A 26782-nucleotide genomic window follows, 5' to 3' on the forward strand; every position below is an offset into this window, starting at 1 on the left:
TCCCCGTGAGGGTTGGGAGGAAATTCGCTTAGGCTATCTTTTTGTCCTTTCCGGCAGGAATCCCAAAAGCCAGGTATTGCAGGGTGACCGCCAGCAAAAACCAAATCAGGATGTCCCAGTCGCCAAAAAGATCCATGGAGATCCCAAATACGAGCGGACCCAAGGCGGCGAGGACGTACCCGGCAGACTGCACCATGCCGGAGAGCTTGGCAGTGGTCATGTCCTCGGCGGAGCGCAGGGAGATCAGCGTGTAGGCAATGCTCAGGCTCGCTCCGCTGCCGATCCCGATGATGGTCAGCGCGGCAAAAGTCACCCACTCATTTTGCACAAAGAGCGCTCCATAGCCGACGAGGTAGCTTAGGCCCACCGCAAGGATCACTCGGCTTTGCTCCCGCAGCCTGATCAGGAGTCCGGGGATGAAAAACGTGCCGATCAGCGAGATCAGCTGCATGTAGGAGAGGGAGATGCCAGCCTTGACCGGACTCATGCCGCGGGCGATGAGCATATCCGGCAGCCAGGTGATCAGGGTGAAATACATCACGGACTGCGCGCCCATGAAGAGCGTCACCTGCCAGGCAAGCCGCGAAGCCCAGACGTTTTTGGCGGGAAGCAGGCTCGTTTGGTTGGCGGATTGGTGGGGTTTCAGCTGGGGAACCCAGGCGATCAGAGCCAAGACCATCAGCATACTCCAGGAGGCCAGCGAGCCTCTCCAGCCCCAGCCCAGATCCACGGCCAGCGGCACGCTGATGCCCGAGGCGACGGCGGCAAATAGGGACATGCCCGTGGTGAGGATGGCCGTGAGCAGACCGATCTTTTCCGGCAGGCGGGCTTTGAAAAAAGGGATCATCAGCACATTGGCGATGACGATGCCGATACCGGTCATGGCCGTCCCGAGGTACAGCAGCTCAATGCCCCCCAAGACCCGGATGAGCACGCCGACCGTCAGCAGGACAATGCCCAGAAAGATCGCCTTGCCGTGGCCAAGACGCTTGCCGATGGCTGGGGAGAAAAGCGAAAAAACCGCAAATGTCAACAGGGAAAGCGTGGTGAGAAACCCCGCCAATCCGTTAGAAATGCCCAGGTCATCCCGGATAAAGGGGATCAGCGGCCCCACCGAGGCGATTGATGTCCGCAGGTTGATGGACACCAGGATGATCCCGAGGAGAAGGAGAGGCTGGGAGGATTTGTTCAATGGAGTATCAAGTAGCTGGTATCAAGTAGCTAGACAGTCATGCACTGCTAGCCTGCAATTTGGGAGGAGTATTTCCGATCTCAAATGTCGAATCTCAAATCTCGAATTTCAAATCTCAAATCTCAGATCAATTCCTCGATTCCACCAGATCTTTCACGCAGTCCACCCAAGTATCCCGGGAGTTGAGGCTGGGCACCAGCTCCCAGTGCTCACCGCCGAGCTCTTCAAACTGTTCTTTGTACTCCTGCCCGACTTCCACGGTCGTCTCCAGGCAGTCGGCCACAAAGGCCGGAGAGAAGACCAGGACGCGCTTCTTGCCGGTGGAGGCGAGTTCCTTGACGGTGTCTTCGGTGTAGGGTTTGATCCAGGGGTCTTTGCCCAGTCGGGACTGGAAGCAGGTCATGACCTTGTCTTCGGGCAGTCCCAGTTTCTCGGCCAGCAGGCGGGTGGTGTGAAAACACTGGGCCCGGTAGCAGAACTGGTTTTTCTCCCCATACCGATCGCAGCAGGAGCCCAGCTGGCAGTGGCCGTCCACGCTTCCTTTGTGGATCTGCCGCTCGGGCAGGCCATGGTAGGAAAAGACATACTTGTCATAGTCCTTGCCCTGCAAGGCCTCGCGCCCCAGCTCTGCCCAGGCTTCCAGGAATAGCGGATGCTCCAGGTAGTTGCTGATGAAGGTGATCTCGGGGATGATCTGCCAGCCGCGGGCGATCTCCATCACTTTGTCCGTCACGGAGCCGTTGGTCGCCGAGGCATATTGGGGGAAAAGCGGCACGACGATGATCTTGCCGACTTTTTGGTTCATGAGTTCTTCCAGGCCTTTCTCTATGCTGGGATTTTGGTAGCGCATACCCATGGCCACCACGTAGCGCTCGGGATCTAGTTTTTGGATGAGCTTGGCCTTGAGGTCTTCGGTGTGGAAAAGCAGCGGCGAGCCCCGTTCCTCCCACACTTTGCGGTATTCCGCGGCGGACTTGGGTGCACGAAAGGGCGCGATGATCAGGTTTACGAGCATCCATCTGGAGAGGAAGGGGATGTCGATCACCCTGCCATCCATCAAAAACTCCCTGAGGTATCGCCTCACATCTCCGGTGTTGGTGCTGTCCGGGGTTCCCAGATTGACGAGCAGTACGCCTGTCCGAGACTTAATAGTGTCCATTTGGTCTGAAGTTGGAATTCGAAAGAAATGACAACCCAAAATTAGGGTGGAAAGTTAAGACCGCCCAATCGAATTCCTTGATGGGGCATAGAGATATCCCTTAGGACTTCTGCTTTCCCGCCCAGCCCATCAGCGGTCCGGAGGCGATGCTGGAGATGAGCGCAAGGATCACGAGGCCGATGAAGAGCGAGTCCGAGACCAGGCCCGCATCTAGCGCGATCAGTCCCAGGATGATGTCCATACTGCCTCGGGTGCTGATGCCAAATCCCACGACCATCGATTCCTGTCGATTGATCCCTGCCCAGCGTCCGCCGAAGTAGGCCCCGAAGTATTTGGTCAGGAGACCCACGATCACCACCACGCCGACGATCCCCAGGTCAAAGGCCTCGATGAAGTTTACCTTCAGTCCTATGCTCAGGAAAAAGATCGGAGCGAAAATATTGTTGATGAACTGGTGGAGGATTTCCTTGGCTTTCTCGGTGAGGTATTCCGAGTCACCCAGGGCCACACCGATGATAAAGGCGCCGAAGATGGCGTGGATGCCGATAAACTCCGTGAAGGATGCCGCGAGGAAACAGATCGCCAGCGATAGGGACAGCAGTCCGCCCGGCCAAGCGAGCTTCTTGTTGATCCAGGGCAGCACCCGGTTGATCAGTCCCTTGCCGATGGTCAGCATGATCAGGGTGAAAGCCAGTGTCAGCCCGATGGTCTGCCAGATGCCCAGTCCCTCTTTGCCCGACTCGGACATGGACAGGATGACCGAGAAGACAAACCAGCCCAGGATGTCCACGATCATGGCCGAGGCGATGATCAGCAGGCCGGTCGAGGTCTTGAAGAGCCCCAGATCCATCAGCACCCGGGCTACCACCGCGAGGGCGGTGAGGGAGATGGTCAGGCCAAAGAAAGTCGAGGCGACGATGCGGTCATTGATGTTCACCCCCAGAAATTCCGGAAAGGCATAGGCCAGCACAAATCCCGCGATGATGGGCAGCACCATCGAGGCCACGGCGATCTTCAGGGCGTTTTTTCCCTGGTTCCACACCACTTGCAGCTCGACCTCCAGGCCGGCTATGAAGAGGAGCAGCACCACCGATATTTGGATAAAGCCATCCAGGGCGATGTTGGACATCGCGTGGGAGCCAAAGAGGTAGGTCTGCAAGTCCGGCATCAGGGTGCCGAGTATGGTGGGGCCGATGATGATCCCGGCCAAGATTTCGCCGACCACCGCGGGCTGTTTGAATTTCCTGGCGATCTCGGCAAATATTCTTGCCATGATCAACATGGTGGCCAGTTGGAGGAGTAGGTTGATGACCTCCTTGTGATTGAGAGATTCCATGGAGGTTTTAGTTTTTTACGATCAATAGGTTGCAGGGTAGGGTGCTGAGGATGTCTTCCAGGTCATGGGGGAAGATGCGGTCAAAGAAAGTGAGCTTTCGGCCATCGCCGACCACGAGCAGGTCCGCCTCGATTTTTTCGCAATAGCGCGCCAGTTCCACCGCCCATCGCCCGCCGGTCACCTTGATGTTGATCCGCAGCCCCTGGTGGTCGAGGTCCTTGAGGATGTCTTCCACATATTTCACCTCGTCCTGCACGAGCAGTCTGCGGGTCTGGGAGGCTTCCTCCTCCGAATCCTCGGCGGCGGTACCCATCATCAGCCCGTACATCTTGATCTCGTTGAGGATGGATATGTGGGCGGATTCTACCTTCTTCGAAAACTCCAGCCCTCTCCGGATCACCAGCGGAGTGATCGGCAGCTGGGTGCCGTTGATCACCACTTTGCCAAAATCCGAGGTGGCGACCTTGGGGTCGATGAGGGTCAAGACGGAGCAGTTGGCCTTGCGGATGATCTTGCGGCCCACCGAGCCGAGGTAGTACATCAGCAGCCCTTCTTCCTTCAGCGCGCCGGAGACCAGCAAGTCCACTTCCTCTTCCTCACAGGCTTCCAGGATTTTCTTCACGGGCTTGCCTTTTTCCTTCCACAGGATTTTGGTCTTGGCTCTGTCCAGGTCCAGCCTGGTCACCAGGGCTTCCAGCTTTTGGGTCAGCTCGTCGGTTTTTTCCCCCACATGGATCAGGACGAGCTCGCTTTCAAAGCGCAGTGCCAACCTTTTGGTCTCGGCTACCAAGGCCTCCATTCTGGGGGAAAAGGCGATGGCTAAGGCTATTTTTTTGTACATGGCGTTGGGCTAACTCTCTCAAATAAGCCATTTTTTGTCAATTCACCAATGTGTCTTTGCATTCCCGCCACTCATCCAAAGCGGTATCCGCTTGAGGCTGATTTCCTTTTTCAAAAAAAACGGAGCCGAAAAACCTGCCGATTTTTTCCTAAACTACCCCTAGAATTCTTGATCTATCCATTCAGATAAAAACCCGAAACAATGATCCTATGAAGAAAATCTTACTCACCGGCCTACTGCTGGGGAGCCTGATAGGAGGCGAGCTCCTCGCCCAGTCAGACTATCCCACGCTGAGCCAGGTCACCCAAAGACTCCAAAAACTGGGTGGCAACGCCTCGGTGGAGCTGAAATCCCTCACCAAAACCGAAGGCGGCAAAGACATCTACGTGCTCAAGGTCGGCACGGGAGCCAAAGACCAAAAGCCTGCCATCGCTGTGGTCGGTGGAGTCGAGGGCTACCAGGTGCTCAGCGTGGAGCTGGCCCTGCAGTTTGCCGAGAAGCTCGTGGCCGAGCATGCGGCTGCCTTGGAGCAGACGACCTTTTACATCTTTCCCAACATGTCGCCCGACGCCTATGAGCAGTACCATGCGTCGCTGAAGTACGAGCGCCGAGGCAATGCCGTCGCCGTGGACCACGACCGCGATGGGGCTGCGGGGGAAAATGGGTACTCCGATCTCAACGGGGACGGCCTGATCACCTGGATGCGCGTGGAAGACCCCATGGGCGAGTGGACGCTTTCCAAAGAAGACGAACGCGTGCTCGTGAAAGCCGACCGGGCTAAAGGAGAGGCAGGAAAATACAGCCTCTACCGCGAAAGCAGGGACGAGGATCAGGACGGGAAGTTTGCCGAGGACCTGAAGGAAGGCATCGCCTTCAACAAGTCCCTAACTTACAAATTCCCCGTGTTTGAACCTTTGGCTGGGGACTTTGCGGTGTCGCAAAAGGAAAGCCGCGCCATGCTCGATTACCTCTTTGAGCAGTGGAACATCTTTGCCTTCGTGACTTTTTCCCCCGCAAACAACCTCAGTACACCGCTGAAGTACAGCGCGGGAGACGCCAAGAAGCGCGTGATCACCTCCATTTTGGAAAAAGACCAGGCCATCAACGCGATGGTGTCCGGCATCTATAATGAGACCGTGAGCCAAAAGGCTTTCCAACAAAGCAACCAAGGTACCGACGGGGACTTTTTCCAGTGGGCCTATTTCCATTTTGCCAGGCTGAGCTTCTCCACGCCGGGCTATTGGACGCCGGAGTGGAAGGAAAAGACCAATGCCGATGCGAATTTCCTGGCTTGGTCTGATTCCCTGGGTCGGGACGCTTTTGTGCCCTGGACGGAGGTGAAGCATCCGGATTTCCCCGGCAAAAAGGTGGAAGTCGGCGGGATCAAGCCCTTTGCGGCGAGCAATCCAGCCTTTGACCAAGTCGGCGGGATCGCCGAAGAGCACACGGCCTTCATCCTCAAGCTGGCCGAGATGCAGCCCAAGCTGGAGATCCACAACCTCAAGACCGAGGAGCTGGGCAATGGCTTGACCAGGATCAGCCTGGATCTGTACAACAATTCCCCGCTGCCGACCCATTCGGAGATGGGAGAAAAGTCCAGATGGCTTCGAAAAATACGCATCGACCTGGACGCTTCGGCCGACAAGCTGGTGTCAGGAGACAAGATCAAGCTGGTCGATTCCCTGGGGGCTTTTGAGAAGACCTCGCTGAGCTGGATCGTCCGCGGTGGCGGCAGCGTCACTGTGAAGGCAGGCGCACCGCATGCGGGATTTGTCACCCAATCTGTAAAACTCTAAGCCATGAACACTATGAAAACCAAAAATCTGATCGTAGCCCTGGCTTTGGGAGCATTGAGTTTGGGCAGCATCGACTCCCATGCCCAACAGGAAAACTACTTCCGCGCCATCGGCACCCCGCACAAACCCAAGGTAGAGATCGCCTGGAACCGATACTACAGCGCCGAGGGGCTCTGGGACTGGATGAAAAAAATCGCCGCCGCCCATCCCGATCTTGCCAAGGTGGAGGCCATCGGCAAGTCGGTGGAAGGCCGGGATATCCTCACGCTGACCATCACGGATTTTTCCACCGGAAAAGACACCGAAAAGCCCGCCATGTGGATAGACGGCAATATCCACTCCAATGAAATCCAGGGAGGGGAATTTTCCCTTTATGTCGCTTGGTACCTCACGGAGATGCATGCGGACAACGAGTTTGTGAAGCAGCTGCTGAAGGACAAGACCTTCTACATCACGCCGACTATCAACCCGGACGCCCGGAACAACTTTTTCAAGGAACCCAACAACGCCAACACACCACGCTCAGGCATGATGGTGCTGGACAACGACGGGGACGGACTTGCCGGAGAGGATATGATGGACGACTTGGATGGAGACGGCCATATCACCATGATGATCCGCAAGTCGCCCACGGGCAGGTTTATCAAAGATCCGCTGGATCCCCGCAGGCTCATGGCTGTGGGGCCAAACCAGGTGGGTGACTACGAGATGCTCGGTCAGGAAGGCCTCGACAATGACGGGGATGGCCAGGTCAACGACGACGGCGTGGGCTACTATGACCCCAACCGCGACTGGGGCTGGAACTGGCAGCCGGACTACATCCAGCGGGGTGCGCTCAAGTACCCTTTTACCCTGCCTGAAAACCGCTCTGTGATGGAGTTTGTCATGAAGCATCCCAACATTGCCGGTGCGCAGAGCTTCCACAACTCCGGCGGGATGATCCTGAGAGGTCCTGGAGCGGAGGAGGATGTGAACACCTACAACCGTGAAGACATCCGCATCTACGACGCCATCGGCAAAAAGGGCGAAGAAATGATTCCCGGCTACCGCTACCTGACGGTGTACAAGGATCTGTACTCGGTGTTTGGCGGCGAGCTGGACTGGTTCTATGGCAACCGTGGGATCTTCACCTATTCCAATGAGCTGATGGTCTCCTACCTGTACTTTCACCAGCAATCCGGCGGCAGGGGAAGTCAAGACGAGCAGTTCAAGGTGGATGAGCTGTTGACCTTTGGCGATGCGTATGTGAACTTTAAGGAGTTTGAGCATCCGCAGTTTGGCAAGGTAGAGATCGGTGGCTTTAAGAAGACCTTTGGGCGGGCCCATCCGGGATTTCTGCTGGAGCAGGATGCGCACCGCAATGCTGCCTTCACCATCTACCATGCCTACCATACCCCAAAACTGTCGGTACTGGACGTGAAGGAGGAGGATCTGGGCGGAGGGCTGAAGGCCATCACCGCCACGATCTTCAACGAGCGCATGATGCCTACCCACGCCAGCCAGGACCTCAAGTACAAGATCGAACGCCCTGACTACGTGAGCATCTCCGGTGCCAAAGTGGTGGCTGGATTTGTGGTGGAGGATGCCGACATGAGGAAATTTGCGGAGCAAAAACACTCTCCGGAAAAGATCGCCGTCGAAAACGTGCCCGGCATGGGCGCGGTGAAGGTGAAGTGGATCGTGTCTTCCGGGTCCAACTACAGCATCAGCGTGGACTCAGCCAAAGGAGGCAAAACCAGCTGGAAAAAGTAGCTTCGGCGAGGGAGCTGAAAATCAAGATCCCCGGCTTGGAATGAACCAGCCCCCAATAAGTGACAGACTGGTTGGGGGCGCTTCAGAACCAAGGCCGGGGATTTTTTTGTCTCGGGGAAAGTTTTGGTTTCCAGGCCGGACAGGGTGCTGGCGGAGCTTTGCAAACCGGGTTTTCGATAGCGCCGGAAATTTCGTAAATCAGTGTAAAATCCGGACTTCAGACCTCTGGGTTTTCCAACCTTTTTCACATGGGCAATGTTGCTGCAGTTTCCCCCGTATTGGCGGACGACCGGGTTCAGGCTATCGACGCGCTGAGAGGATTTGCGATTTTGGGGATTTTTCTGGACAACGTCTTTGGGTTTTCGGGCTACCTGTTTTTCTCGAGCGCCTCCCGGGAGAGCCTGCCTACCTTTCCGCTGGATTCCGTCCTTTCCCTTGCCGAATTGACCCTGGTCAACGGCAAGTTCTATTCCTTGTTTTCCATTCTCTTTGGGCTTGGTTTTGCGATCATCCTGGAGCGGACCCTGCGAAAAGGGCTGTCTCCCTTGCCGCTGTTTTACCGGCGCTTGGCTATTTTGATGCTGGTCGGCTGGATCCATCTGAGGTATTTTTGGGATGGGGACATCCTGTTTCTCTATGGGTTTTTGGGCTTGTTTTTGCCCCTCTTTCGCAAGCTGTCCAACCGTGCCCTGCTGGTCTCGGCGCTGGTGTTGATCCTGTCGCCTATCGCTATCCAGACGGTCTGCCACCTGGTGGGGCTGCGTCCCGGCGCGGGACTGGAGGCGATGGGAATGGCCGTGGACAGCCAAAACGGGATTCCCTTTGACGAGTCCTTTAGCCAATACCTTTACAATCCCGGCGCGGGATGGGCGGAGTGGAGGCACTGGACCGAGTCTGGCTGGCTGTATCGATTTTCCTATCTGCTGAGCAGCCATCGCTTGCCCAAGGTTTTTGGCTGCTTTTTGATCGGCTATTGGCTGGGGCGCAATCGGCTGTTTGTGCAGGTGCATGATCGTAGGTGGATTCTGCTGAAGATCCGGAAGCTAGGACTGGTCTTGGGGATTCCCTTTAGCCTGGCGACTGCCCTGCTGACGGTCTTTGGGGAGCAGGTCGGGGATGAGAGCGGCGTGCTGGAGCGGATTTGCTATGCCTTGGGGGTTGTGCCGTTGGGCTTGGCCTACGGAGCGTGGATTTTTCTCAGTTGGGAAAAAAGCCAGGGCGGCAATTGGCTCAGGTGGCTGGTCCCGGTCGGGAGGATGGCTCTTACCAACTACCTCATGCAGACGATGCTGGGGATTGGGCTGTTTTACGGCGTCGGCCTCGGCTGGGGAGGAGGGCTCGGCCCGACTTATTTTTTGCCTATCGCTATCCTGGTCTTTGTCGCGCAGGTGTTGTTTTCCAATCTCTGGATGCGGCATTTCCAGTTTGGCCCACTCGAGTGGCTGTGGAGGATGGGCACCTATCTTCGCTATTTTCCCCTACGAAAAGCAAAGGCCAGCTAGCCTGTTTTTTCAAAGCTTGTCTCCTGCTAGATATTCCACCAGTAAGTAAACTTCAGTACCAGGGAGCGGTTTTTCACATGGAAGGGATCGGGGAGGTAGTTGTCCGTGTAAACGAGGTAGATGTCTGAGGCGGGCTTGAAGCGCCACTGGAAGCGGGTGTTCAGGTTGACGTTGTCGAGCTGCTCGTTGTATTGGACAAAGGCCGTGAAAAAGAGCGTGTTGGTCATCGTGACGTCCACCCTCGGTCCCACGAGCAGGTAGTCCGTGGTGCCCCAGGGCTCGGGAAGGACGATTTTGTTGTAGGTCGTGCTCAGCGCGAAGCTCACGTAGGGCTGAAAGCGGTAGCCCAAGTCTGTGGTCAGGGTGTACAGCTCCCCGTCGGCATAGTAGCCGCCCAAGCGGGTTGAGAAGCCGTAGGTAAAGACGCTCTGGGGCTTGGACACGTACTCGGTCCTCCAGCTGAAGGCGTAGTGGTCTGAGCCGACCGGCAGTTTTTCATTTCCGGAGTTGGTCGGGTCAAAGGGCGCCTGAAGCTTCACAAAATCATAGATGAAATAGGTGGACAGGTTGCTTTGGCTCCGGAAGCGGACATTGTAGGAAATGAAGGAATTGTTGTCGGTATGGACGCCCTTGGTGTTGTAAAACAGCGTGGAGCTGGCGTCGGGCCCATGGCTGAGGATTTTTTCGCTTTTGGGAAACCAGCGATAGCCTACAAAAGGATTGACCTTGTAGTATCCCCGCCTGGGCACATAGCCCACCTCGGCGGTATAGTTTTCCGATACGTACTCATGCTGCCAGCTCCAGGTGAGGTTTCCCGCGGCATACTTGAGGTTGGCGGCGTGGACTAGGCCCTGCCCGGTATTGTCCGGAGCAAAGCTTTGCAGCAGCATGGCCTTTCCGGTCCAGATGTTGTTGGCGGAGGCGAGGTTGTACTCCAGCCCCAGGTTGCGGTTGAATTGGGAATAGACCGGGTTTTCGGAGTTGGGATCGGGAGAATAGTTTAGGCTCTGCTTGTTCACGAAGATAGCCCCGATGTTGGACCGAGCGCCGACCTGGCGCTGGAGTGCCATCACGGTGAAGTTCTGCGATGGCAAAGCGTCTTCCTCTACTTCCCCGGTTTGCATGTTCATCGCGCCGATTCTCCAGTCTTTGTTGAGCTTGCCGCTCAGTCTGGCGCCAAACTGGATCGGGGCGTTGAGGCCGATTCTCCGAGAGAAAAAAGGGCGGATGGTCGTGTAGCCAAATCCGGCGAACAAATCCCCGTTTTCCAGAAAAAACTGCCTTCTCTCCGGGAAAAACAGCTCGAAGCGGTCCAAGTTGGTGACCTGCCGATCGACCTCGACCTGCGAAAAGTCCGGGTTGACGGTGAGGTCTAGGTTTAGGGAGGACGTCAGCGCAATCTTGGCATCGACGCCCACCTCGCCCCTTTTTTCGGTCGCGCCTTCGTTTTGGAAGTCTTTGCTTACCCCGCCCAGGGCATAGGGAATGATCGAGATGTTGGCCCCGGGATCGGGTGGGGGATTGTCCCAGACGAGTGTGCCGGTGTAGGCCAGGGAGGCGGAGGGGAACTGCCTGGGCACGGGAGCCCAACCGGACTTTTCGGTGGTCTTCAAGTCCAGTCGGCTGAAGTTGATCCCCCACTCGGTGATGCCTTTTTTGTAGCGGATGGACTTGAAGGGGATGGCCGCTTCAAAGATCCACTTGTCCTCGTAGTTTTTGACTTTGGACGTCCACTTGTTGTCCCAGCTGAGGTCCACGGAGCCGCCGTTGTACATCTGCCCGTCCCACTGCGCGCCGGCGGCATTTGCCCCAAAGGAAAAGCCGTTGGTCAGGTCGTCAAAGGGATCCATGAAGAGGAGAAAATTGTCGTTTTTCCCAAAACTGAAATCCCTCCTCAGCGATTCCACCATATAGGGGCCTTCCACAGCGTGGTGGTTGACCACGAGGAGGTAGAGGTGATCCGCATCGTAGCTCATGCGCACGTCGGTCTTCACCCTGGCAAAGCTGGTGTCCATAGGCGTGATCATGAAAAAGTCCGTCGCCACCTCGGCATCTTCCCAGGTCTTTTCGTCCATGACGCCATCGATCAAGACCGGAGAGGAGGCTTCCCGGATCGCGAGCCGGTATCCCGCGTTGATCTTTTGCGCGAGCAGGGGAGAGGCGAAGGCAAAGGCCAGTAGGGAAAGAAACAGAAATCGGATAGATGGGATCACGGATGGGTAGCTGGGGTCCGCGTGGTTTTTTGGCCCGCGGGGCAAAATGGGTTACTGCTTGATTCGGTAGGCAAAGGTCAGGTTGGATTGTCTTCGCATCATTTGCGACTCCCCTTCGGTGTGGAAGTTGTAGCCCTCTGAGATGTAGCGGTTGATGCGGGAGTTGAAGATGTCGGTGACGTTGAGCACGAGCGTGCCGCGGTCTTCGAGGATGCGCTTGCTGGCGGAGAGGTCCATGAAGAAAATGCCCTTTCTGTAGCCTTGTGCGGTCTTTTGCTTGGCTTCGTAGTTTGCCCGGACTTGGATGTCCCAGCCCTCGCCAAAGGTAAACCTAGAGGTCTGGCGGAAGAGCCAGGAGTAGGTCTTGCGCAGCTCGGTCTGGCCGATGTTGCTGGCGTCGATGCGGGCATGGAAGAAGTTGGCGTTGAAGTCCAGCTTCCACCAGTCCTTCACGCGATAGTCCCCGCTAAACTCCACCCCGAAGGATTTTTCGCCGGTCAGATTGTAGGGGGCAGTCTCCGAAAAGCCCTCCTCGTTGACTTGGCGTATCCGCTCGATCTTGTCCACGGTATTGCGGAAATAGACGGTGGAAAAGAGCGTGGCCTTGTCAAAGTACTTGATGTGTCCCAGCTCAAAGGCGTCGGTGTACTCCGGGTTTAGATCGGGGTTTCCGCTGAAGAAGTTTCGCTGGTCGGAAAAGGTCACGTAGGGGCTGAGGTCGTTGTACACCGGACGACGGATGCGACGGCTGTAGCTGAGCTGGAAGGCGTTTTCCTGGGTGACGTTGTAGGTCAGGTGGGCCGAAGGGAAGAAGTTGGTGTATTCCCTTGGGTTGGTTTCGTTGGTCTCCACGAGGATAGTCTCCACCACGGTATGCTCGGCTCGGAGTCCGCCTTGGTAGCTCCATTTCCCGGTTTCGTTGCCGATGATGCCGTACGCGGCCAGGATGTTTTCATTGTAGAGGAAGACATTGTCCAGTCCGGGGATGGTCACGAAGTCCCCCGTTTCATCTTGCTCCTGTACGAGGTAGTCGTTTTCCATCTCGCGGAAACTCGTCCTGAGCCCGGTCTCCAGCTTGCCCTTTGTGGCAAAAGGCTTCACGTAGTCCATCTGGAGTAGGTATTGGTTTTCAAACTCATCGTTGAGCGAGGTCTGCACCACGTCGTCTTCGGAGATGGGCGTGTCATCGGGCAGGAAGGCATACTGGGTATAGAGCTGGTCGGATCGCTCCCAGTAGTTGAGGTAGGTGAAGGAGGCGGTGAACTCATGGCCTTTTTGGGCAAAAGTCCGCTTGTAGTTGATGATCGCTTCCTTGTTAGGCTCGTCCTCGGTCTCGTCCTGTCTTCTGAGTGTGTAGCCTAGGTAGTTGTCAAAGCTGTTGAGGTAGTCCTCGTAGCGGATGTCGGTGATGCGGCGGGCGTCGCTTCTTCTCCAGAGATAGGAGGCGGTGAGCACGCTGTTTTCGTTGAAATAGTAGTCTAGCCCGCCCCGGAGGTTGTTGTTCAGCCCGGATACGGTGGCGGAGTTGTTTTGGCTAAGGATGGAGGTGCTGCCGTCCTCGTTGTACACTTCCTGGTAGAGCTGGCTGACGCCGGGTTGCTCGCGGTAGGTCAGGCCGTAGTTGACAAACCAGTTGATGCGGTTATGGCGGTAGTTGAGATTGGCAGTGAAGCCAGTGTTGAGGGGATAGCCTGCGATGACCTCAAAAGAACCGTTGAAACCCTGCTTGCTGTCCTTTTTGAGGATGATGTTGATGACTCCGGCCATGCCCTCGGCTTCGTAGCGGGCGGAGGGATTGGTGATGACTTCCACACGCTCCACCATGTTGGCGGGAAGCTGGCGGAGTCCCGAGCTGCCCTTGAAGCTGACCAGCCCCGAGGGCTTGCCGTCGATCAGGATGCGGACGTTGGACGAGCCGCGGAGCCGTACATTTCCCTCCGGATCCACGGCCACAGAGGGCAGGTTCATCAGGATATCGGAAGCGTTGCCGCCCGCGTTGGCGAGGTCTTTTCCCACGTTGAAGATGCGCTTGTCGAGGGAGAGCTCCATGACGGTCTTTTCGCCCTGAACGACCACCTCACCAAGATCGGAGGCTGTGGTGGCGAGGCCGATCTCGCCCATTTCCAGATTTTGGTCTTCCCGGGTGAGGGAAAAAGCCTTCGTTTTTTGGGCTTCATAGCCCATAAACTCGACCAGGGCATAGAATTTCCCGAAGGGAAGCTCCACGGAGTACTTGCCGTTTTCGTCGGAGATCCCACCGCCCACGAGGCTGTCTTTTTCGGTGTAGATGGCTATGCTGGCAAAAGGAAGGGGCTCCTCGCTGCCGCTGTCCACGATGGTGCCGCGGATCTTCCCTTTGTTTTGCTGGGCAATGGCGGGAATGCTTCCCAAGAAAAGGGTAAGCATCGAAAGAATGAGTAGGTTTTTTGGGTAAAAGGGTTTCATAGGTTTGGTGAATAGGGCTAAATCGAAATTAATCTGAATCCAGCGGCGGGAATTTAGAATGAATGAGCTTCCCGTCCACGCTTATTTTTACAAATGGCAAAATACCCCGCCGCGCGAGGCCTTGCTGTTTTTGGGGCTTGGCCGCCCTGCGGAAAAGCGGTGGGTCTCAGCTGAATCCGAAAAATATGTGGGCAAAATGTCCTAACTTTCCTGCTCTGCCTTTTTGATCGAGAATTTTTAGATCATCTGCTTGCCAGCCAAAGCGGAGAATCGCTTTTTGATTTTTACATCCCAGATCCAAACCAACCCTACCATGAAAAAAACTTTTGCCCTGAGCGTAATGGCTTTTTTTGCTTTCGCCACGCTCTCCCATGCCCAAGATGATGCGGCCGAACTTGCCAAGAAGTTGGCCAATCCCATCGCTTCCCTGGTCTCCGTTCCTTTCCAAAACAATACCGACTACGGAATCGGCGACATGCAGGGGATGCGAAACACGATGAATTTCCAGCCCGTGCTCCCGATCTCGCTCAACAAGGACTGGAACGTGATCACCCGGATCGTGGCTCCCTACGTCACCCAGTACAACGTCACCGGTGTCGGAGAGAAGCAATCAGGGCTATCAGACGCGGTGATGTCGGCTTTTTTCTCTCCCAAAAACTCCGAAAAACTGACTTGGGGCGTGGGGCCGGCATTTTTGCTGCCCATCGCCACCAATGATTTGCTCGCCACCAAGAAGTTTGGGATGGGACCGACTGCGGTGGCCTTGCGGCAAGCCAATGGCTGGACGCTGGGGGCCTTGGTCAACCAGCTTTGGTCTGTGGCGGGCAATGCTGACCGGCCCGACGTGAGCCAGATGTTTCTGCAGCCTTTCTTGGTGTACAACTGGAAATCCGGTGCCGGACTCGGAGCCAATATGGAAGTGACCCAAAACTGGAAGGCGTCGACGACGACCGTCTGGCTGAACCCCACGCTCAGTGCAGTGACCGCTCTGGGCGAGCAGAAGACGCAATTCGTGGTCGGTCCGAGATTTAACCTCGCCGCCCCTGAGGGGGGAAAGGCCGACTGGGGCTGGAGAGCCGTGGTGATTTTCCTTTTCCCCAAATAGCCCCAGGCTATCTGGAGAAAAACCGGTTGATGCCCGCTCCGATGACTTCCAGCCTGCTCCTAGGCCCGGCCAGGTTGCTGTGCAAAAAGTCGTGGGAAAGCGCCGAGCTCGCGTCCAGCGGGTTGGGATAGATCAGGATAAAGCTGTGGTCCTTGAGCCAAGTGGCCACCAGATCGGGTACCAAGTCCATGTTGGGGTGGTAGGAAGGGTCGCCTTTGCGGCTCAGCACCATGATCAGGTTGTCGTCCTTTTTCAGGAGCATGTTGAGGTTGCTCGGGTCGTCCCAGCTCGGGAAAGGCCGGAACTCTACCCGGATGGGGTTCGAAACCAGGATTTTTTGCAGGTACTCCCGGGTGTCTTCATTGACGTAGAAGATCATGCGTCGGCCGGTGTTTTTGGCGAGGTTCCAGATTTTGACCAGCCAAAGCGGAAAGCCCAGCTCCAGCTCCGCCTGAGGCGGGATCATCACCAGATGCCTACGGTGTGAGGAAAAAGGCTGATGAGGCTTGTAGATGAAGGTGGTGGTGTTGACTTTTTCCAGAAGCCGGTTGGTCACCTGGCCGAGAAAGGAGTCCTTGCCTTCCTGCTGCACGTGCAGACCGAGGATCAGATCCGTGATTTTGTTTTCATAGACCACACTCGCGATGCCCTGCACCACATCCGAGTCGTAGCGCAGGAGCTCGATGAGGAAGTTGTCCGTGGCTGCCGTGATGGAGCTGGCTTGGTTTAGGATTTTTTGGGCCTTCACCTCCGCGGAGTAGTCTTGGGATCCGGGCTTGAGGATGCTGAGGCCGTAGAGGGAGTTTTTCTTCCCGGCCGACTTCAGGTTGAGGGCCAGGTTGATGAGATCTTGGGAGGTCTCTTCGCTGCGTATGGGGATCAAAAACCGTTCGGTAAAGTCCATGCGGTCTTTTTCGGTGAAAGTCGCCTCGGAAAGGATGATTTTTTGGGCTCCTCGCTGGGCTTCCACCGTGGCAATGGTACAGGTCACCAAGATCATGATGATGGTGCCATTGAGCACCGACTCCGAAAGCAGGCGGATGGGTTCACCCAGGACGTCTGTCCCGACGATGGTGTTGTAGCCTACCAGCACCGCGGCGAGCGTGGCTGCCGCTTGGGCATTGCTCAGGCCAAACATCACCCTTCGCTCCGCTTGGGAATAGCCAAAGGACTTTTGCGCAGCTAGGGCTGCCAGGTATTTGGACACGGTCGCGATCACGGTCATCGCAACGGCAATGAAGACCGTCTCCCCATCCCGGAGGAAAACCCGGAAGTCAACCAGCATCCCTACGCTGATCAGGAAAAAAGGGATGAAAATCGCGTTGCCGACAAACTCGATGCGGTTGAAAAGCCCGGAAGTCCGTGGGATGATCGGGCTGATCGCCAAGCCTACCAAGAAGGAGCCGATGATGCCCTCCAGCCCGGCCAGCTCCGCCAAAAGCCCACCTGCAAACACCAGGGCCAGGACGAAAATGTATTGCGTGACGTTATCCTCATTTTTCTTCAAAAACCACTGCCCAAACCTGGGCAATACGATCAGAATGAGCAGGGCAAAGACCAACAGGGAAAAAAACAGCTTGACCCAAAACATCATGTCAATCTCCCCGTGAGCCATGCCGACGATGATGGCGAGTACCAAAAGAGCCAGCGTGTCGGTGATCAGCGTGCCGCCCACGGTGACGTTGACCACGCGGTTTTTAGCCACGCCCAGCCTAGAGACAATGGGATAGGCGATCAGCGTATGGGAGGCAAACATGCTGGCCAACAACAGGGAGGAGGCCATGGAAAACTTGAAGACGAACAGGCTGGCTACCGTGCCCAAGACCATGGGGATCAGGAAGGTGTACATCCCGAAAACCAGGCTTTTTTGGCTGTTTTTTTTGAAGTCCTCCAAATCAATCTCCAGGCCAGCCAAAAACATGATGTAGAGCAGACCGGCCGTCCCGGAAAGCAGGATGCCGCTGTCCCGCTCCATCAGGTGCAGGCCTTTGGGCCCGATGATGGCTCCGGCGATGATGAGCCCCAGGAGCGGGGGGATTCTCAGCCGATTGAGCACCAACGGGGCCAGGAGGATGATCAGCAGGATCAGAAAAAACTTCAGGCCCTGATGGGCAATGGGCAGATCGATCTCACCAAGGGTTTCCAGCCAGTTCATGTCTGATGCGATTAGGGCGTGAAAGGAAAAATAACCGCCGGAATCAGGACGGACAGGGTGAGGTGATGCGAAAGTGAAAAGCCAAAGTCCATAGTATCGAAGCTAATAGTGGATAGGTGGGATCTGTGAGTTGCTAGCCTTTCAAAGTCCTCTACCAAAGATAAGTATAGATTTTCCGAATTGGTGACAGGGGGAAATTCAAAAAATGTCCAGAGCGGCGACAAAATAGCAGTCCGATCTCCGGGTCTTGCCTGCCATCGCGCTGCTTCCAACCCCTATTGGCGTCTGTTTCTCCGAAAACTTCAGCCGGGTTTCGGCTTGTCCAAAGGGGCTGTGGAACCCAGGCTAGGCCTCGAGTCCGATGAGGTATCCGGTGTAGAGCAGGTAGAAAACGAGGAGTAAAAGCGCTTCCCAGCGATCCAACTTGTGCCTCTTGCCGGTAAACATGGCGAAAAACAAAAAGATCGTGCCAGCGGCCAAGATATATAGATCGGTGTCGAATCCCGTATTGTAGGTCATGGGACGGATCAAGCCGCTGACTCCCAGTATCAGGAAGATGTTGAAGATATTGGAGCCGATGATGTTGCCGATGGCGATGTCGGCGTTTTTGCGCATGGCGGCGACCACCGAAGTAGCCAGCTCTGGCAGGGAAGTGCCAGCCGCCACTATGGTCAGGCCGATGATCTTTTCGCTGACTCCCAAGGACTGGGCCATGGCTACGGCGTTGTCGACCACGAGCTTTCCTCCCCCGACCAAGCCTGCCAGCCCGAGGAAGATCAATCCCCAGATTTTACCGGTGGAGTAGTCTTTGATTTCGATTTTTTCCTCGCTTGGATCGGACTTCAGCTGTGTGGCTACATAGTAAAGAAACGCTGCGAAAAGTACCAGATGGATGCCAGCGTCCAGTCTGGAAAAACCCTTGGAATCTCCGAAGATGAAGTTGTTTGCCAAGAGGAAAAGCAGGACGGCGGCTAGCAGCGAGAAGGGGATCTCTTTCCATACGGTCGTGGACTGCACGGAAAGCGGGACAATCAGGCCCGCAATCCCGAGAATGACGAAGAGGTTGAAGTTGTTTGACCCGATGATGTTTCCAAAGACGATGTCGGGGTAGTTGCCTGAGGCGGCTACGGCATTGACCACGAGCTCAGGGGCGGAGGTGCCAAAGGCGACGATGGTAAGACCGATGGCCAGGTCGGAGACGTTTTTTTTCTTGGCCAAAACCGAGGCTCCGTCCACCAGCCAGTCTGCGCCTTTGACCAAAAGCACCAAACCAATCAACAAAAGCGCAGTTTGAAGAATCATGACGGAAATCGGTTAAAAGGTGGGGACTTCTGAATGGATAAATTCCCCAAAACTAGGGAGGAAAATTGGCCTTTCAAGCGAGTCCCGCGGGTAGGAGCAAGAGTTTTTTTGTCCCTCCTCCGGTAGACAGTCCCTCTTTTACGAAAAAATCCCCGGCGGTGACCGGGGATCTGGCAAGTGACGATTGCAAGCCTTAGGAGCTTGGGTCGGTGCCCTCAGGCTTTTTAGGTTGGGCAGGTTCCTCTCCCTTGAGGTAGGTCGGCAGGTTGAGGCCGGCCATGTTGAAGAGGTCGTTGAGCGGAGGGACGGTTTTCATCATGCCCGACACAAAGTTTGCCGTGGAGCCGTTGCCGTTTTCGTTTTGCCCGGAGTCCCAGACGGTGATTTTGTCGATTTTGATGTTTTTGACTGCCTCGACTTGGGTTTTGACCAGTTCAGGCAGCTTTTCGATCAGGAGGAGCTGGAAGGCTTTGGTAGGGTCGCCGCCAGCGGCGCTGACCACGTCACGATAGCCTTCGGCCTGTTTGGTCAGGATTTCGAAGAGCCCTTTTGCCTCGGCTTCCATCTTCGCATAGATGGCGTCCGCCTCCCCTTTGGCCTGAACGCGGATGCGTTCGGCGTCGGCTTGGGCCTCGATGATGGCCCGCTGTTTGGCGATTTCGGCGGGGATCACCACGTTGGCATTTTGGGTGGAGCGCTCCCGCTCGGCACGGGCGGTTTCGGCTTTCTGCTCGGCGAGGTAGGCTTCTTCGAGGGCTTTTGCCTGCTGGACTTTCTCGGAAGCCAAGGCAATTCTCAGCGCTTCGGCCTCTTTTTCGCGGCGCAGGGCGTCCGACTGGGCGATGGAGATCTTGGCTTCGTTTTCACCCTTGATGGCTATCGCGTTGGCTTCGGAGGTCTTCACGCGGGTGTCTCGCTGGGCTTCGGCCTTGCCGATGCTTTCTTCCTTTTGGGCTTCGGCAATGCTCACTTCCCGGTCTTTCAGGGTGACAGCGATCTTCACATCGCGATCCCGCTGGGTGTCGGCGATGGCCACATCCTTTTCGCGATCAGCGAGCGCCTTGCCGGTTTCGCCGATTTTTTCCTGCTCGGCCACGGAGATTTTGGCTTCGTTGATGGCTTTTGCGGCAGCCTCTTTTCCCAGAGCCTCGATGTAGCCGGACTCGTCCTTGATGTCGGTCACGTTGACGTTGATGAGCTTCAGGCCGATCTTCTTCAGCTCCGTATCGACGTTTTTGGAGATGTTTTCCAAAAACTTGTCCCGGTCGGAGTTGATCTCCTCGATGGTCATGGTCGCGATCACCAGACGCAGCTGGCCAAAAAGGATGTCTTTGGCCAACTCCTGAATCTGCTCGTGGGCCAAGCCGAGGAGACGCTCGGCGGCGGTATTCATCGTGTCGGAATCGGTGGAGATGGCGATGGTAAAGCGGCAGGGCACATCCACGCGGATGTTTTGGCGGGAAAGGGCGTTGGTGAGGTTGGCCTCTATGGAGATGGGCTTCAGGTCCAGGTAGGCGTAGTCCTGGATCACCGGCCAGATGAAAGCGCCACCGCCGTGGATACATTTGGCAGAGGTGCCGCCGGTCTTGCCATAGACAACGAGGATTTTGTCCGAAGGACAGCGTTTGTAGCGCGAGATCAGGGCGATGATCGTCACAAAAACGACGAATGCTCCCGCCAAGATGAGGATTAAAGGATCCATATTGGGAATTTAAAGGTTAGATTTTTTCGACGATCAACAGGTTGCCTCCCTCGATACCGATCACCCTGACGGATGCGCCGGTTTCGATTCGCTCGGAAAGGGAGATGGCGTTGAGCTCTTTCTGGGAGCCCTTGACGCTGATGGAGATTTTGCCGGGGCCTTCCTTGTGGCCGGGGATGGACAGATAGACCGTGCCGGACTTTTGGAGGGCGTCTTCCAGTTTGAAGGTGTTGTCCTCGGCGAGCTTGGTGATCTGCTTGATGATAAAGAAAAACAGCCAGACGAAAGCCAGCCCCACTGCCGCTGAAATGAGGAGTAGGAAGGTATAATTGGCTATGGAATGGTAAAAAGTGATGGCTGTCCAGCTGAAACCCAGCAGGAAGTTGATGAGGTTGCGCAGCGTGAAAAGCTGAAAGGGCGCTTCCGCTCCCTCCAGGTCTCCGTCGAAGTCCGCATTGATCCCGTCGCCGGAGTCAGATCCGACAAAGGTGAGGATGGTCTGTAGCAAAAAGATCAAAGAAGTAGGCAGGGCAACGTACCAAAGCGCCCTGAGTGGAGGTTCCATTTCGGCCAAAAAGTCCATGGGTAAGGAATTTGGGTGGGTGAGAAGTATTGGGCAGCATTATATCTTTAATTTTCAAGATTTGCAAAACTAGATTTCTAACCACCGCTGTTTCTTTGTGGAGTTTTGGAAAGCTCTGCTTGAAAACAAAACCCCAAAATCGATGTCCTCGCCGCCGAGTATATCTGAAATAGGTGTATCTGCTTGTTTGCACGTTACCGTGCAAAAGAGGATTTGAGGTTCTAAATAGGCAGATTCCCTCTTTCCAAGGGGGCTGAGCCTGTCCGAACTTGTTTCGGGAGGGGATTTTATAAGGTCAAAATCCACTATTGAGACCTACGTGCAATGTTCCGTATACACCTAATCTGAAATGAAAGAACAAATCCCGCTAAGAGCACTCGACCCTTTTAAGTTTTTGTCTTTCTAAAAAAGACAATTCTTGAAAAATTGTCTTTCACGACTCGATAAATTCAAAAAAAATCCCCCGATACGCTACCGGGGGATTCTTGTCTTGTTGGATTTCACTTATCGAAATCCGAAATCAAAAATTCAGAAGGCTCTCCGCCCCTGTCGGTGTCCCCACCGAAAGAATTTCTCTTCTGCCGGACATCTTTTTTAACACAAAGGGCACAAAGAGACGAAGAAATCTTGTCTCATTTGCCACAGGAACCGCAGTTCTAGGTTCCCTTTACCCAGCCATTTCAAGGGCGCAAAGTTAAAAGCTTCGCTTTTTTGGGGTGGACGGAGACCTAGTGTTGTGCTAGCTTCGAAACGCCAAATTACACTTAACATAACACCAGTCGGATTTCACTTTCCGAAATCCGAAATCAAAATTCGAACATCAAAACGCCCTTTCCTCCAAGTGCTCGCCGAGCTGTAGTCTAGGCACGCCCTTGGTCATCCAGTCTGGGGCAGGCTGGCCTTTGAGGTGATGGTCAAAGAATTCCATCATGCGGACGGCGTAGTCCTTGCGGTTTTCGGTCTTGCCGAGGCCGTGGTTTTCGCCCAAGTATTGCACCATGATCACCGGTTTCTTCAGACGACGGAGGGCGTTGTAGTATTCCACGCCTTGGGTGAAGTCCACCGCGCCGTCTTTGTCATTGTGCAGAAGAAGCAGCGGAGTCTTCACGTTTTTCACATGATAGATGGGGCTGTTTCGCTCGTACGCTTCCCAGTTTTCCCATGGGCCGCCGGTGAATCTACCCTGCGAAGCCTCGAAGATGGACATATTTCCCCCGCCCGAGTTCCAGTAGATCAGGTCGTACATGGAGATCATGTTGGTGAGTGGAGCGCCGGCGGCGGCGGCCTTGAAGCGGTCAGTCTGGGTGATCAGGAAGGAAGTCTGGTAACCGCCCCAGCTGTGTCCGTGGATGCCCATGTTGGCTTCGTCGATCACGCCGGTCTTGATGGCCGCGTCCACAGCGGGAAGTACAGCCCAGACGGCGGACATGCCGGGGTCGTCCATCTTGTACACGATGTCCGGGATCAGGACTGCGTAGCCATTGCTGGTGTAGAGGCTGGGGTTCCAGCCCGTGCCGCTGTAGCCTGGATTGGACCAGTTGTGCAGGGTCTGGGAAAGCTTCTCGTAGTAGTAGATGACCGTCGGGTACTTCTTGCCTTCCACATAGCCGGCGGGAAGGAAAAGTGCGGCTTGGAGCGAGTCGCCTTTCGCGGTGACATAGTCCACGAGCTGCACACCGGATGACCAGGCGAACTTGCCCGCGTCCGGGGCGTTTTCGGTGACTTTTTTGCCGTTCGCCAGAGATGCGTCGGTCAGGTAAACCTGCGTCGGCTCGTTGAATTTCTCCTTGGTGTAGGTGAACACTTCCGCTTTCTCCGCCTTGCCCAAGCCCGAGATCATGGCATCTTCCCACAGCAGCACTTTCGCTCCCGGGGTCAAGCCGCCTTTCTTGGCGGGAGAAAGGGTAGCAATGCCGCTTTTCTTGGTGTTTTCGCCATAGATGCGGATGTAGTTGGTTTTGGACAGGTCTATGCCTTTTTCCTCCCGATCCAAAATGAAGCGATACTGATAGCGGATTTTCTCAGCGCGACCGTTTTGGGTGAGGTTGAGCGCGGTTTCCTTTCCTCCCACGGGCACCTGCCAGATGTCCCAGTCGTCCCGAAGCAAGACATACTTGCTGTCGCTGCTCCATCCCAGAGGGCTGACGAGGGGATCGGTCACGTTGTGGTCGTCTTCCACGTCCACGAAGGTCACCGGAAGGCCCTCCGTGAGGTTGGTGTGGGTCTTGGCAACGATGTCGTAGACGTAGAAATGCCCATCCTTGCCGTATAGCAACTTGGTGCCATCCGTGGAGGGACGGGGGTAGGAGCCGAAGGAAGGCTGGTAGAAATTCTCAAAAAGCTGGGTTTTGGCTCCCGTCTTCAGGTCGACGATGTACAGATCTCGGTAGGCTTGGCCATCCAAGTTGCCCTGGAGCTCGTAGGACTGGTTGTCAGAACCCAACGCGTAGCGCTGCTTTGGGAGGATACTGAGGTCCTTCATGCTGCTGTCCTGAAGGGCAATGTGCTTCTTGACAGCGAGGTCGTACATGGCCCAAAAGCTGTAGTTTTTGTCCATGTTTTCCAGCACTTGCTGCCGGGACTGGAGGCGGCTGTCGTTCCAGTGCCAGATGGTCATTTCCGGCTTTTTTGCGTCGTTTTTCTTTGGATCGGCCTTCTTGGCCGTGTCGGCTTTTGCGATGGCCTTCTGCAGGTCGGAGATGGATTTGATCGTGGTGTCGGCTAGGATCTTGGAGAGTTTTTCGGAGTCTGCCGCCGCCAGGGAGTCCTTGTTCAGCTCTTTTTTGGGTGTTTCTTTTTCTGCCAAAACCAAGGGATGGATGCCATAGAAAAGTCTGGTCAAGTCCTCGCTCCATTCCGGCTTGCGGTTGGGGCTGATGGTGTATTTCTGGTCGAAGCCCGTGGAGTCCTTCGCCGCTTCGTAAAGCGTCACCTGTGGACTGGAGAGGCTTTTCACTCCCAAGACAGTCCCACGATCCTGCTTGTACTTCTTGTCCTTTTTCATCTTGAGCGCGGCAAAGGCGTCGCCCTTTTCCGTCCAGTTGATGCTTTGGTAGCCAGCCTCGTCCGTGTCCAGTACTTGGGTGGAGTTGCTGGCCAAAGTCAGGAGGTAAAGGCCATTGCCTTGGGAGTTGGCGGCATCGACGGTGTAGGCGAGGTGGGTACCGGCCTTGTTGACGGAGTGCTCGCGGACGTTGCCGAGGTTTTGGGATTTGCCGGAGGAGAGCTGATGGATCAGGAGGTCGGAGCCCTTGATGTCGGCATTGCCTTCCTTGGGCAGGTTGATGATCAGGTGGGTGGAAGCCTCGGCATTGAAGCTGAAGCCGCCCGCGTTTTCAAAGGTTTTCTTCTCGTCCGTTCCCAGCTTGATCAGGTGAACCTTCTCCTTTAGCGGCTTGCCCTTAGACTTCTCGTTGGCCTGCTTTTCGGAGAATTTTGGGGACTCCTTGAAGGCCAGCCATTGGCTGTTTTGGCTGAACTCAAAGTTGGGGAAGTTGGTGTTGCCGATGGGGAAGGACTTTTTGCTGTCTGGATCGGAGACTTTCTGTAGGATCAGCTCGCCGTCCGCCTCCAGGCCGACGATGCCGTAGGCGATCCACTGCCCGTCGGGGGAAAGCTTAAAGGCGCTGCCGGGCATGTATTTCCAGGTGGCGACGTCCTTCCAGGACATGGGTTTGGCGTCCTGGGCCATCGCCGCGCCGAGCGTGAGGCAGAGTAGCCAAACCAGGGGTATCAGTTTTCTCATGGGATAAAAGTTTATTGGCTAGGGAAATTAGGGGATTTTTTGGAGTCGGAGTTGAAAAAGTACGCCACTGGCGATTTTTAAATGCAATAGCATTGCTTTACAGGGTGGCGATTGTCCTGCATTACAAGTATCCGCCTTGTGTATTTGGGTAGAAAAACAGAAGCCCCGCCGGGTTTCGAAGACCTGGCGGGGCTTGGGCTTTTCAGCTTTATTGATAAATAGTGTATTTCATTTTACGTCTTAAAGTTGAGGCCACGGTTAGCAGCAGGTTTTCTTATGTTTGTATAGGGTCAATGTCTGAAAGTTCAATTACCCTTGGTTTCACCTTTGTCCCTTTGATTTTAACTTGTTCTCCCCAATATTTTTTTACGATGTCACTTAAACCGTCTGGTACAGTAATTAAATATTTTCCATCATTTTCAACGTTCAGTCTAATATTACTTTTGTCGTCATCGGCAGCAGAAAGACGTCCTGTTAACTCAATTTTCTTCTCTTTGTCTTCTACTTCTTCTTCTATTTCAAATTGGCTTATAGAAATCTCGCTTCTTAACCTAGTAAACTGAACATCCTTTGTTTCATTGGCTTTAATTATTGTGAAACCAACTAAGTTCACCTCATCTCCGTCAGGTGCTAATTCTTTTGATAGGCTGATAAAGTTTTTAAGATAGGTTTCGTCTGGTATTCTATTTTTTAGTTGGTCAATTTCTCCTTGATTCAATAGTTTTATATTTTCTACAAGTTCTTCAATTATCTCTACAGAATTTTCAAATCCTTCAAGTTTCAATTGGTTTGAATGTGCTCCAACTCTAATTGTAAAAGCGAAACTTGCGGCTCTTGGCACAGAAATATAGTTTTGAAAGCTCATTTTTATAACCTTTGGAACATCCCCTTTGGATCTAAAGGGTTTACCTACTTTTCTTTCAGCAGTGCGAAAAGTTAGTTTTTCAAAAGTTGATAACTTATCAAACACTAAATCAGTTTTGGCCATTCCATAGCCGATACCACGGCCTGCAATAACCAATTGAATTTCTGCTGAAGTTAGTTGAATACCTTGTAATTGTAGATGTCGTTGAAAGTATAATTCTTCTAATAGGTTTCTGAGTTCCTCAGCTATTTCGTGAGGTGGCTCTCCGCATAGAGCTAAACAAATTAATTTTTCGGCTTCTACAAGTTCGTCAGCGTTCATTGCAAGCGAAGCCGCACTTTTCAACAGAACAGAAATAGTCGGCTCGCCAATATTTTGGTCTTTGGCTAACAAAGCAGCTTTTTTTTCTAATTGAAATGCTTCGCCGAATAGCTTTTTAGCAGCTTCAAGATTGTCCTTAAATTTCAGAATAAAGGCACTGTCTGCTAATTCAATAGCTTTGATATGTAATCGTTGGACTGTCATTTTTTCGATCCCCAATTGGCAATTGGGTTACTAAATTCAACAATACCAATGTAAGCAGGGATTTTCAATGCGTCTGATTGTTGAGTCTGCTTTACTTTAACATCATATCGCTTCTTGACGTCTTTTTCTGTGCCTTGAAAAATGCCAGAAATCTCTAGTCTTGCTTTCTTTTGAAATAAGATGTCGTCATTATCTCCTAACCAATAATCAAATCCATTTTTTCTTGCAGACTTTTCAATAATGGTGTATTCGGTTAATTTAAGTGCAAGTAAAATGGCTATACAAACGGCTCCGTGTTCAGTAGCATAAAACTGGTCTTTCCATGTTCTGTCCAGTTGGTCGTCAAAAATGTTGTCCCAAATCAAAGTAGTTGTTACTGTTGTGTCACCTTTCACTTCTATGGTTGTTCCTGTATTGCTGTGACTTTGCCTAGTTAGGCAAACAACACAACTCTCAAAAAGATGTTGTCCACTTACTTTTGATAGTCCAGGTAATCCGTTAGATATTTCTTTGAGATCAATTGTCATTTTCTATGTCGTATTGGTGTCGTTTTAAACTTGCTTC

17 protein-coding genes are annotated in these 26782 nt (G+C 54.2%); 4 read left to right on the forward strand and 13 right to left on the reverse strand.

Going from position 1 to position 26782, the window contains the following annotated elements; translation table 11 throughout:
* Positions 1-28 precede the first annotated feature (28 nt).
* The 4 genes from J0A68_RS04300 to J0A68_RS04315 form a co-directional block, all read right to left on the reverse strand.
* Positions 29-1192, reverse strand: coding sequence for a CynX/NimT family MFS transporter (locus J0A68_RS04300; RefSeq protein WP_206576948.1), 1164 nt, complete (start codon positions 1190-1192; stop codon positions 29-31).
* 127 nt (positions 1193-1319) lie between these two features.
* Positions 1320-2351 carry a ferrochelatase gene (gene hemH / locus J0A68_RS04305; RefSeq protein WP_206576949.1) on the reverse strand — a complete coding sequence of 344 codons (1032 nt, stop codon included), beginning with the start codon at positions 2349-2351 and terminating at the stop codon, positions 1320-1322.
* Between the two features lie 100 nt (positions 2352-2451).
* Positions 2452-3687: a cation:proton antiporter gene (locus tag J0A68_RS04310; protein ID WP_206576950.1), complete on the reverse strand. Its 1236-nt coding sequence runs from the start codon at positions 3685-3687 to the stop codon at positions 2452-2454.
* A 7-nt stretch (positions 3688-3694) separates the two neighbouring features.
* A complete protein-coding gene (locus tag J0A68_RS04315; RefSeq protein ID WP_206576951.1) occupies positions 3695-4528 on the reverse strand; it encodes a universal stress protein in 834 nt (277 codons plus the stop codon).
* Between the two features lie 209 nt (positions 4529-4737).
* Between J0A68_RS04315 and J0A68_RS04320 the strand changes: the two genes are divergently transcribed.
* The 3 genes from J0A68_RS04320 to J0A68_RS04330 all read left to right on the forward strand — a co-directional run bounded on the left by J0A68_RS04320 (position 4738) and on the right by J0A68_RS04330 (position 9578).
* Complete coding sequence (locus J0A68_RS04320; protein ID WP_206576952.1) at positions 4738-6324, forward strand: M14 family metallopeptidase; 1587 nt, start codon at positions 4738-4740, stop codon at positions 6322-6324.
* 12 nt (positions 6325-6336) lie between these two features.
* Positions 6337-8076: a M14 family metallopeptidase gene (locus J0A68_RS04325; RefSeq protein ID WP_206577223.1), complete on the forward strand. Its 1740-nt coding sequence runs from the start codon at positions 6337-6339 to the stop codon at positions 8074-8076.
* A gap of 248 nt (positions 8077-8324) precedes the next feature.
* A complete protein-coding gene (locus J0A68_RS04330) occupies positions 8325-9578 on the forward strand; it encodes a DUF418 domain-containing protein (protein ID WP_206576953.1) in 1254 nt (417 codons plus the stop codon).
* Between the two features lie 26 nt (positions 9579-9604).
* Here the strand turns inward: J0A68_RS04330 and J0A68_RS04335 are convergent, their stop codons facing one another.
* Both J0A68_RS04335 and J0A68_RS04340 read right to left on the reverse strand, forming a co-directional pair.
* Positions 9605-11791 carry a DUF5916 domain-containing protein gene (locus tag J0A68_RS04335; protein WP_438839562.1) on the reverse strand — a complete coding sequence of 729 codons (2187 nt, stop codon included), beginning with the start codon at positions 11789-11791 and terminating at the stop codon, positions 9605-9607.
* Between the two features lie 51 nt (positions 11792-11842).
* Positions 11843-14236 (reverse strand): TonB-dependent receptor, encoded by a 2394-nt coding sequence (locus tag J0A68_RS04340; protein ID WP_206576954.1) that lies wholly within the window; start codon positions 14234-14236, stop codon positions 11843-11845.
* Between the two features lie 313 nt (positions 14237-14549).
* On the opposite strand from J0A68_RS04340, the gene J0A68_RS04345 reads away from it, so the two are divergent.
* On the forward strand, positions 14550-15341 hold the full coding sequence (locus tag J0A68_RS04345; protein WP_206576955.1) for a hypothetical protein: 792 nt from the start codon (positions 14550-14552) through the stop codon (positions 15339-15341).
* A gap of 7 nt (positions 15342-15348) precedes the next feature.
* Here J0A68_RS04345 and J0A68_RS04350 read toward each other — a convergent pair whose 3' ends face one another.
* The 7 genes from J0A68_RS04350 to J0A68_RS04380 form a co-directional block, all read right to left on the reverse strand.
* The gene (locus tag J0A68_RS04350) at positions 15349-17496 is read right to left on the reverse strand and encodes a cation:proton antiporter (protein WP_206576956.1); all 2148 of its coding nucleotides are present in this window, start codon (positions 17494-17496) and stop codon (positions 15349-15351) included.
* Positions 17497-17841: 345 nt separating this feature from the next.
* Positions 17842-18798, reverse strand: coding sequence for a calcium/sodium antiporter (locus tag J0A68_RS04355; RefSeq protein WP_206576957.1), 957 nt, complete (start codon positions 18796-18798; stop codon positions 17842-17844).
* A 193-nt stretch (positions 18799-18991) separates the two neighbouring features.
* Positions 18992-20500 carry a flotillin family protein gene (locus J0A68_RS04360; protein WP_206576958.1) on the reverse strand — a complete coding sequence of 503 codons (1509 nt, stop codon included), beginning with the start codon at positions 20498-20500 and terminating at the stop codon, positions 18992-18994.
* 16 nt (positions 20501-20516) lie between these two features.
* Positions 20517-21083 carry an NfeD family protein gene (locus tag J0A68_RS04365; protein ID WP_206576959.1) on the reverse strand — a complete coding sequence of 189 codons (567 nt, stop codon included), beginning with the start codon at positions 21081-21083 and terminating at the stop codon, positions 20517-20519.
* An 820-nt stretch (positions 21084-21903) separates the two neighbouring features.
* Positions 21904-24828 (reverse strand): S9 family peptidase, encoded by a 2925-nt coding sequence (locus tag J0A68_RS04370; RefSeq protein ID WP_206576960.1) that lies wholly within the window; start codon positions 24826-24828, stop codon positions 21904-21906.
* 274 nt (positions 24829-25102) lie between these two features.
* Positions 25103-26233, reverse strand: coding sequence for a hypothetical protein (locus J0A68_RS04375; protein WP_206576961.1), 1131 nt, complete (start codon positions 26231-26233; stop codon positions 25103-25105).
* Positions 26215-26745, reverse strand: coding sequence for a hypothetical protein (locus tag J0A68_RS04380; RefSeq protein ID WP_206576962.1), 531 nt, complete (start codon positions 26743-26745; stop codon positions 26215-26217). Before J0A68_RS04380 ends, J0A68_RS04375 begins: the two co-directional genes overlap by 19 nt.
* Positions 26746-26782 lie beyond the last annotated feature (37 nt).

It is taken from the genome of Algoriphagus oliviformis, assembly GCF_017254915.1.
Lineage (GTDB): Bacteria > Bacteroidota > Bacteroidia > Cytophagales > Cyclobacteriaceae > Algoriphagus > Algoriphagus oliviformis.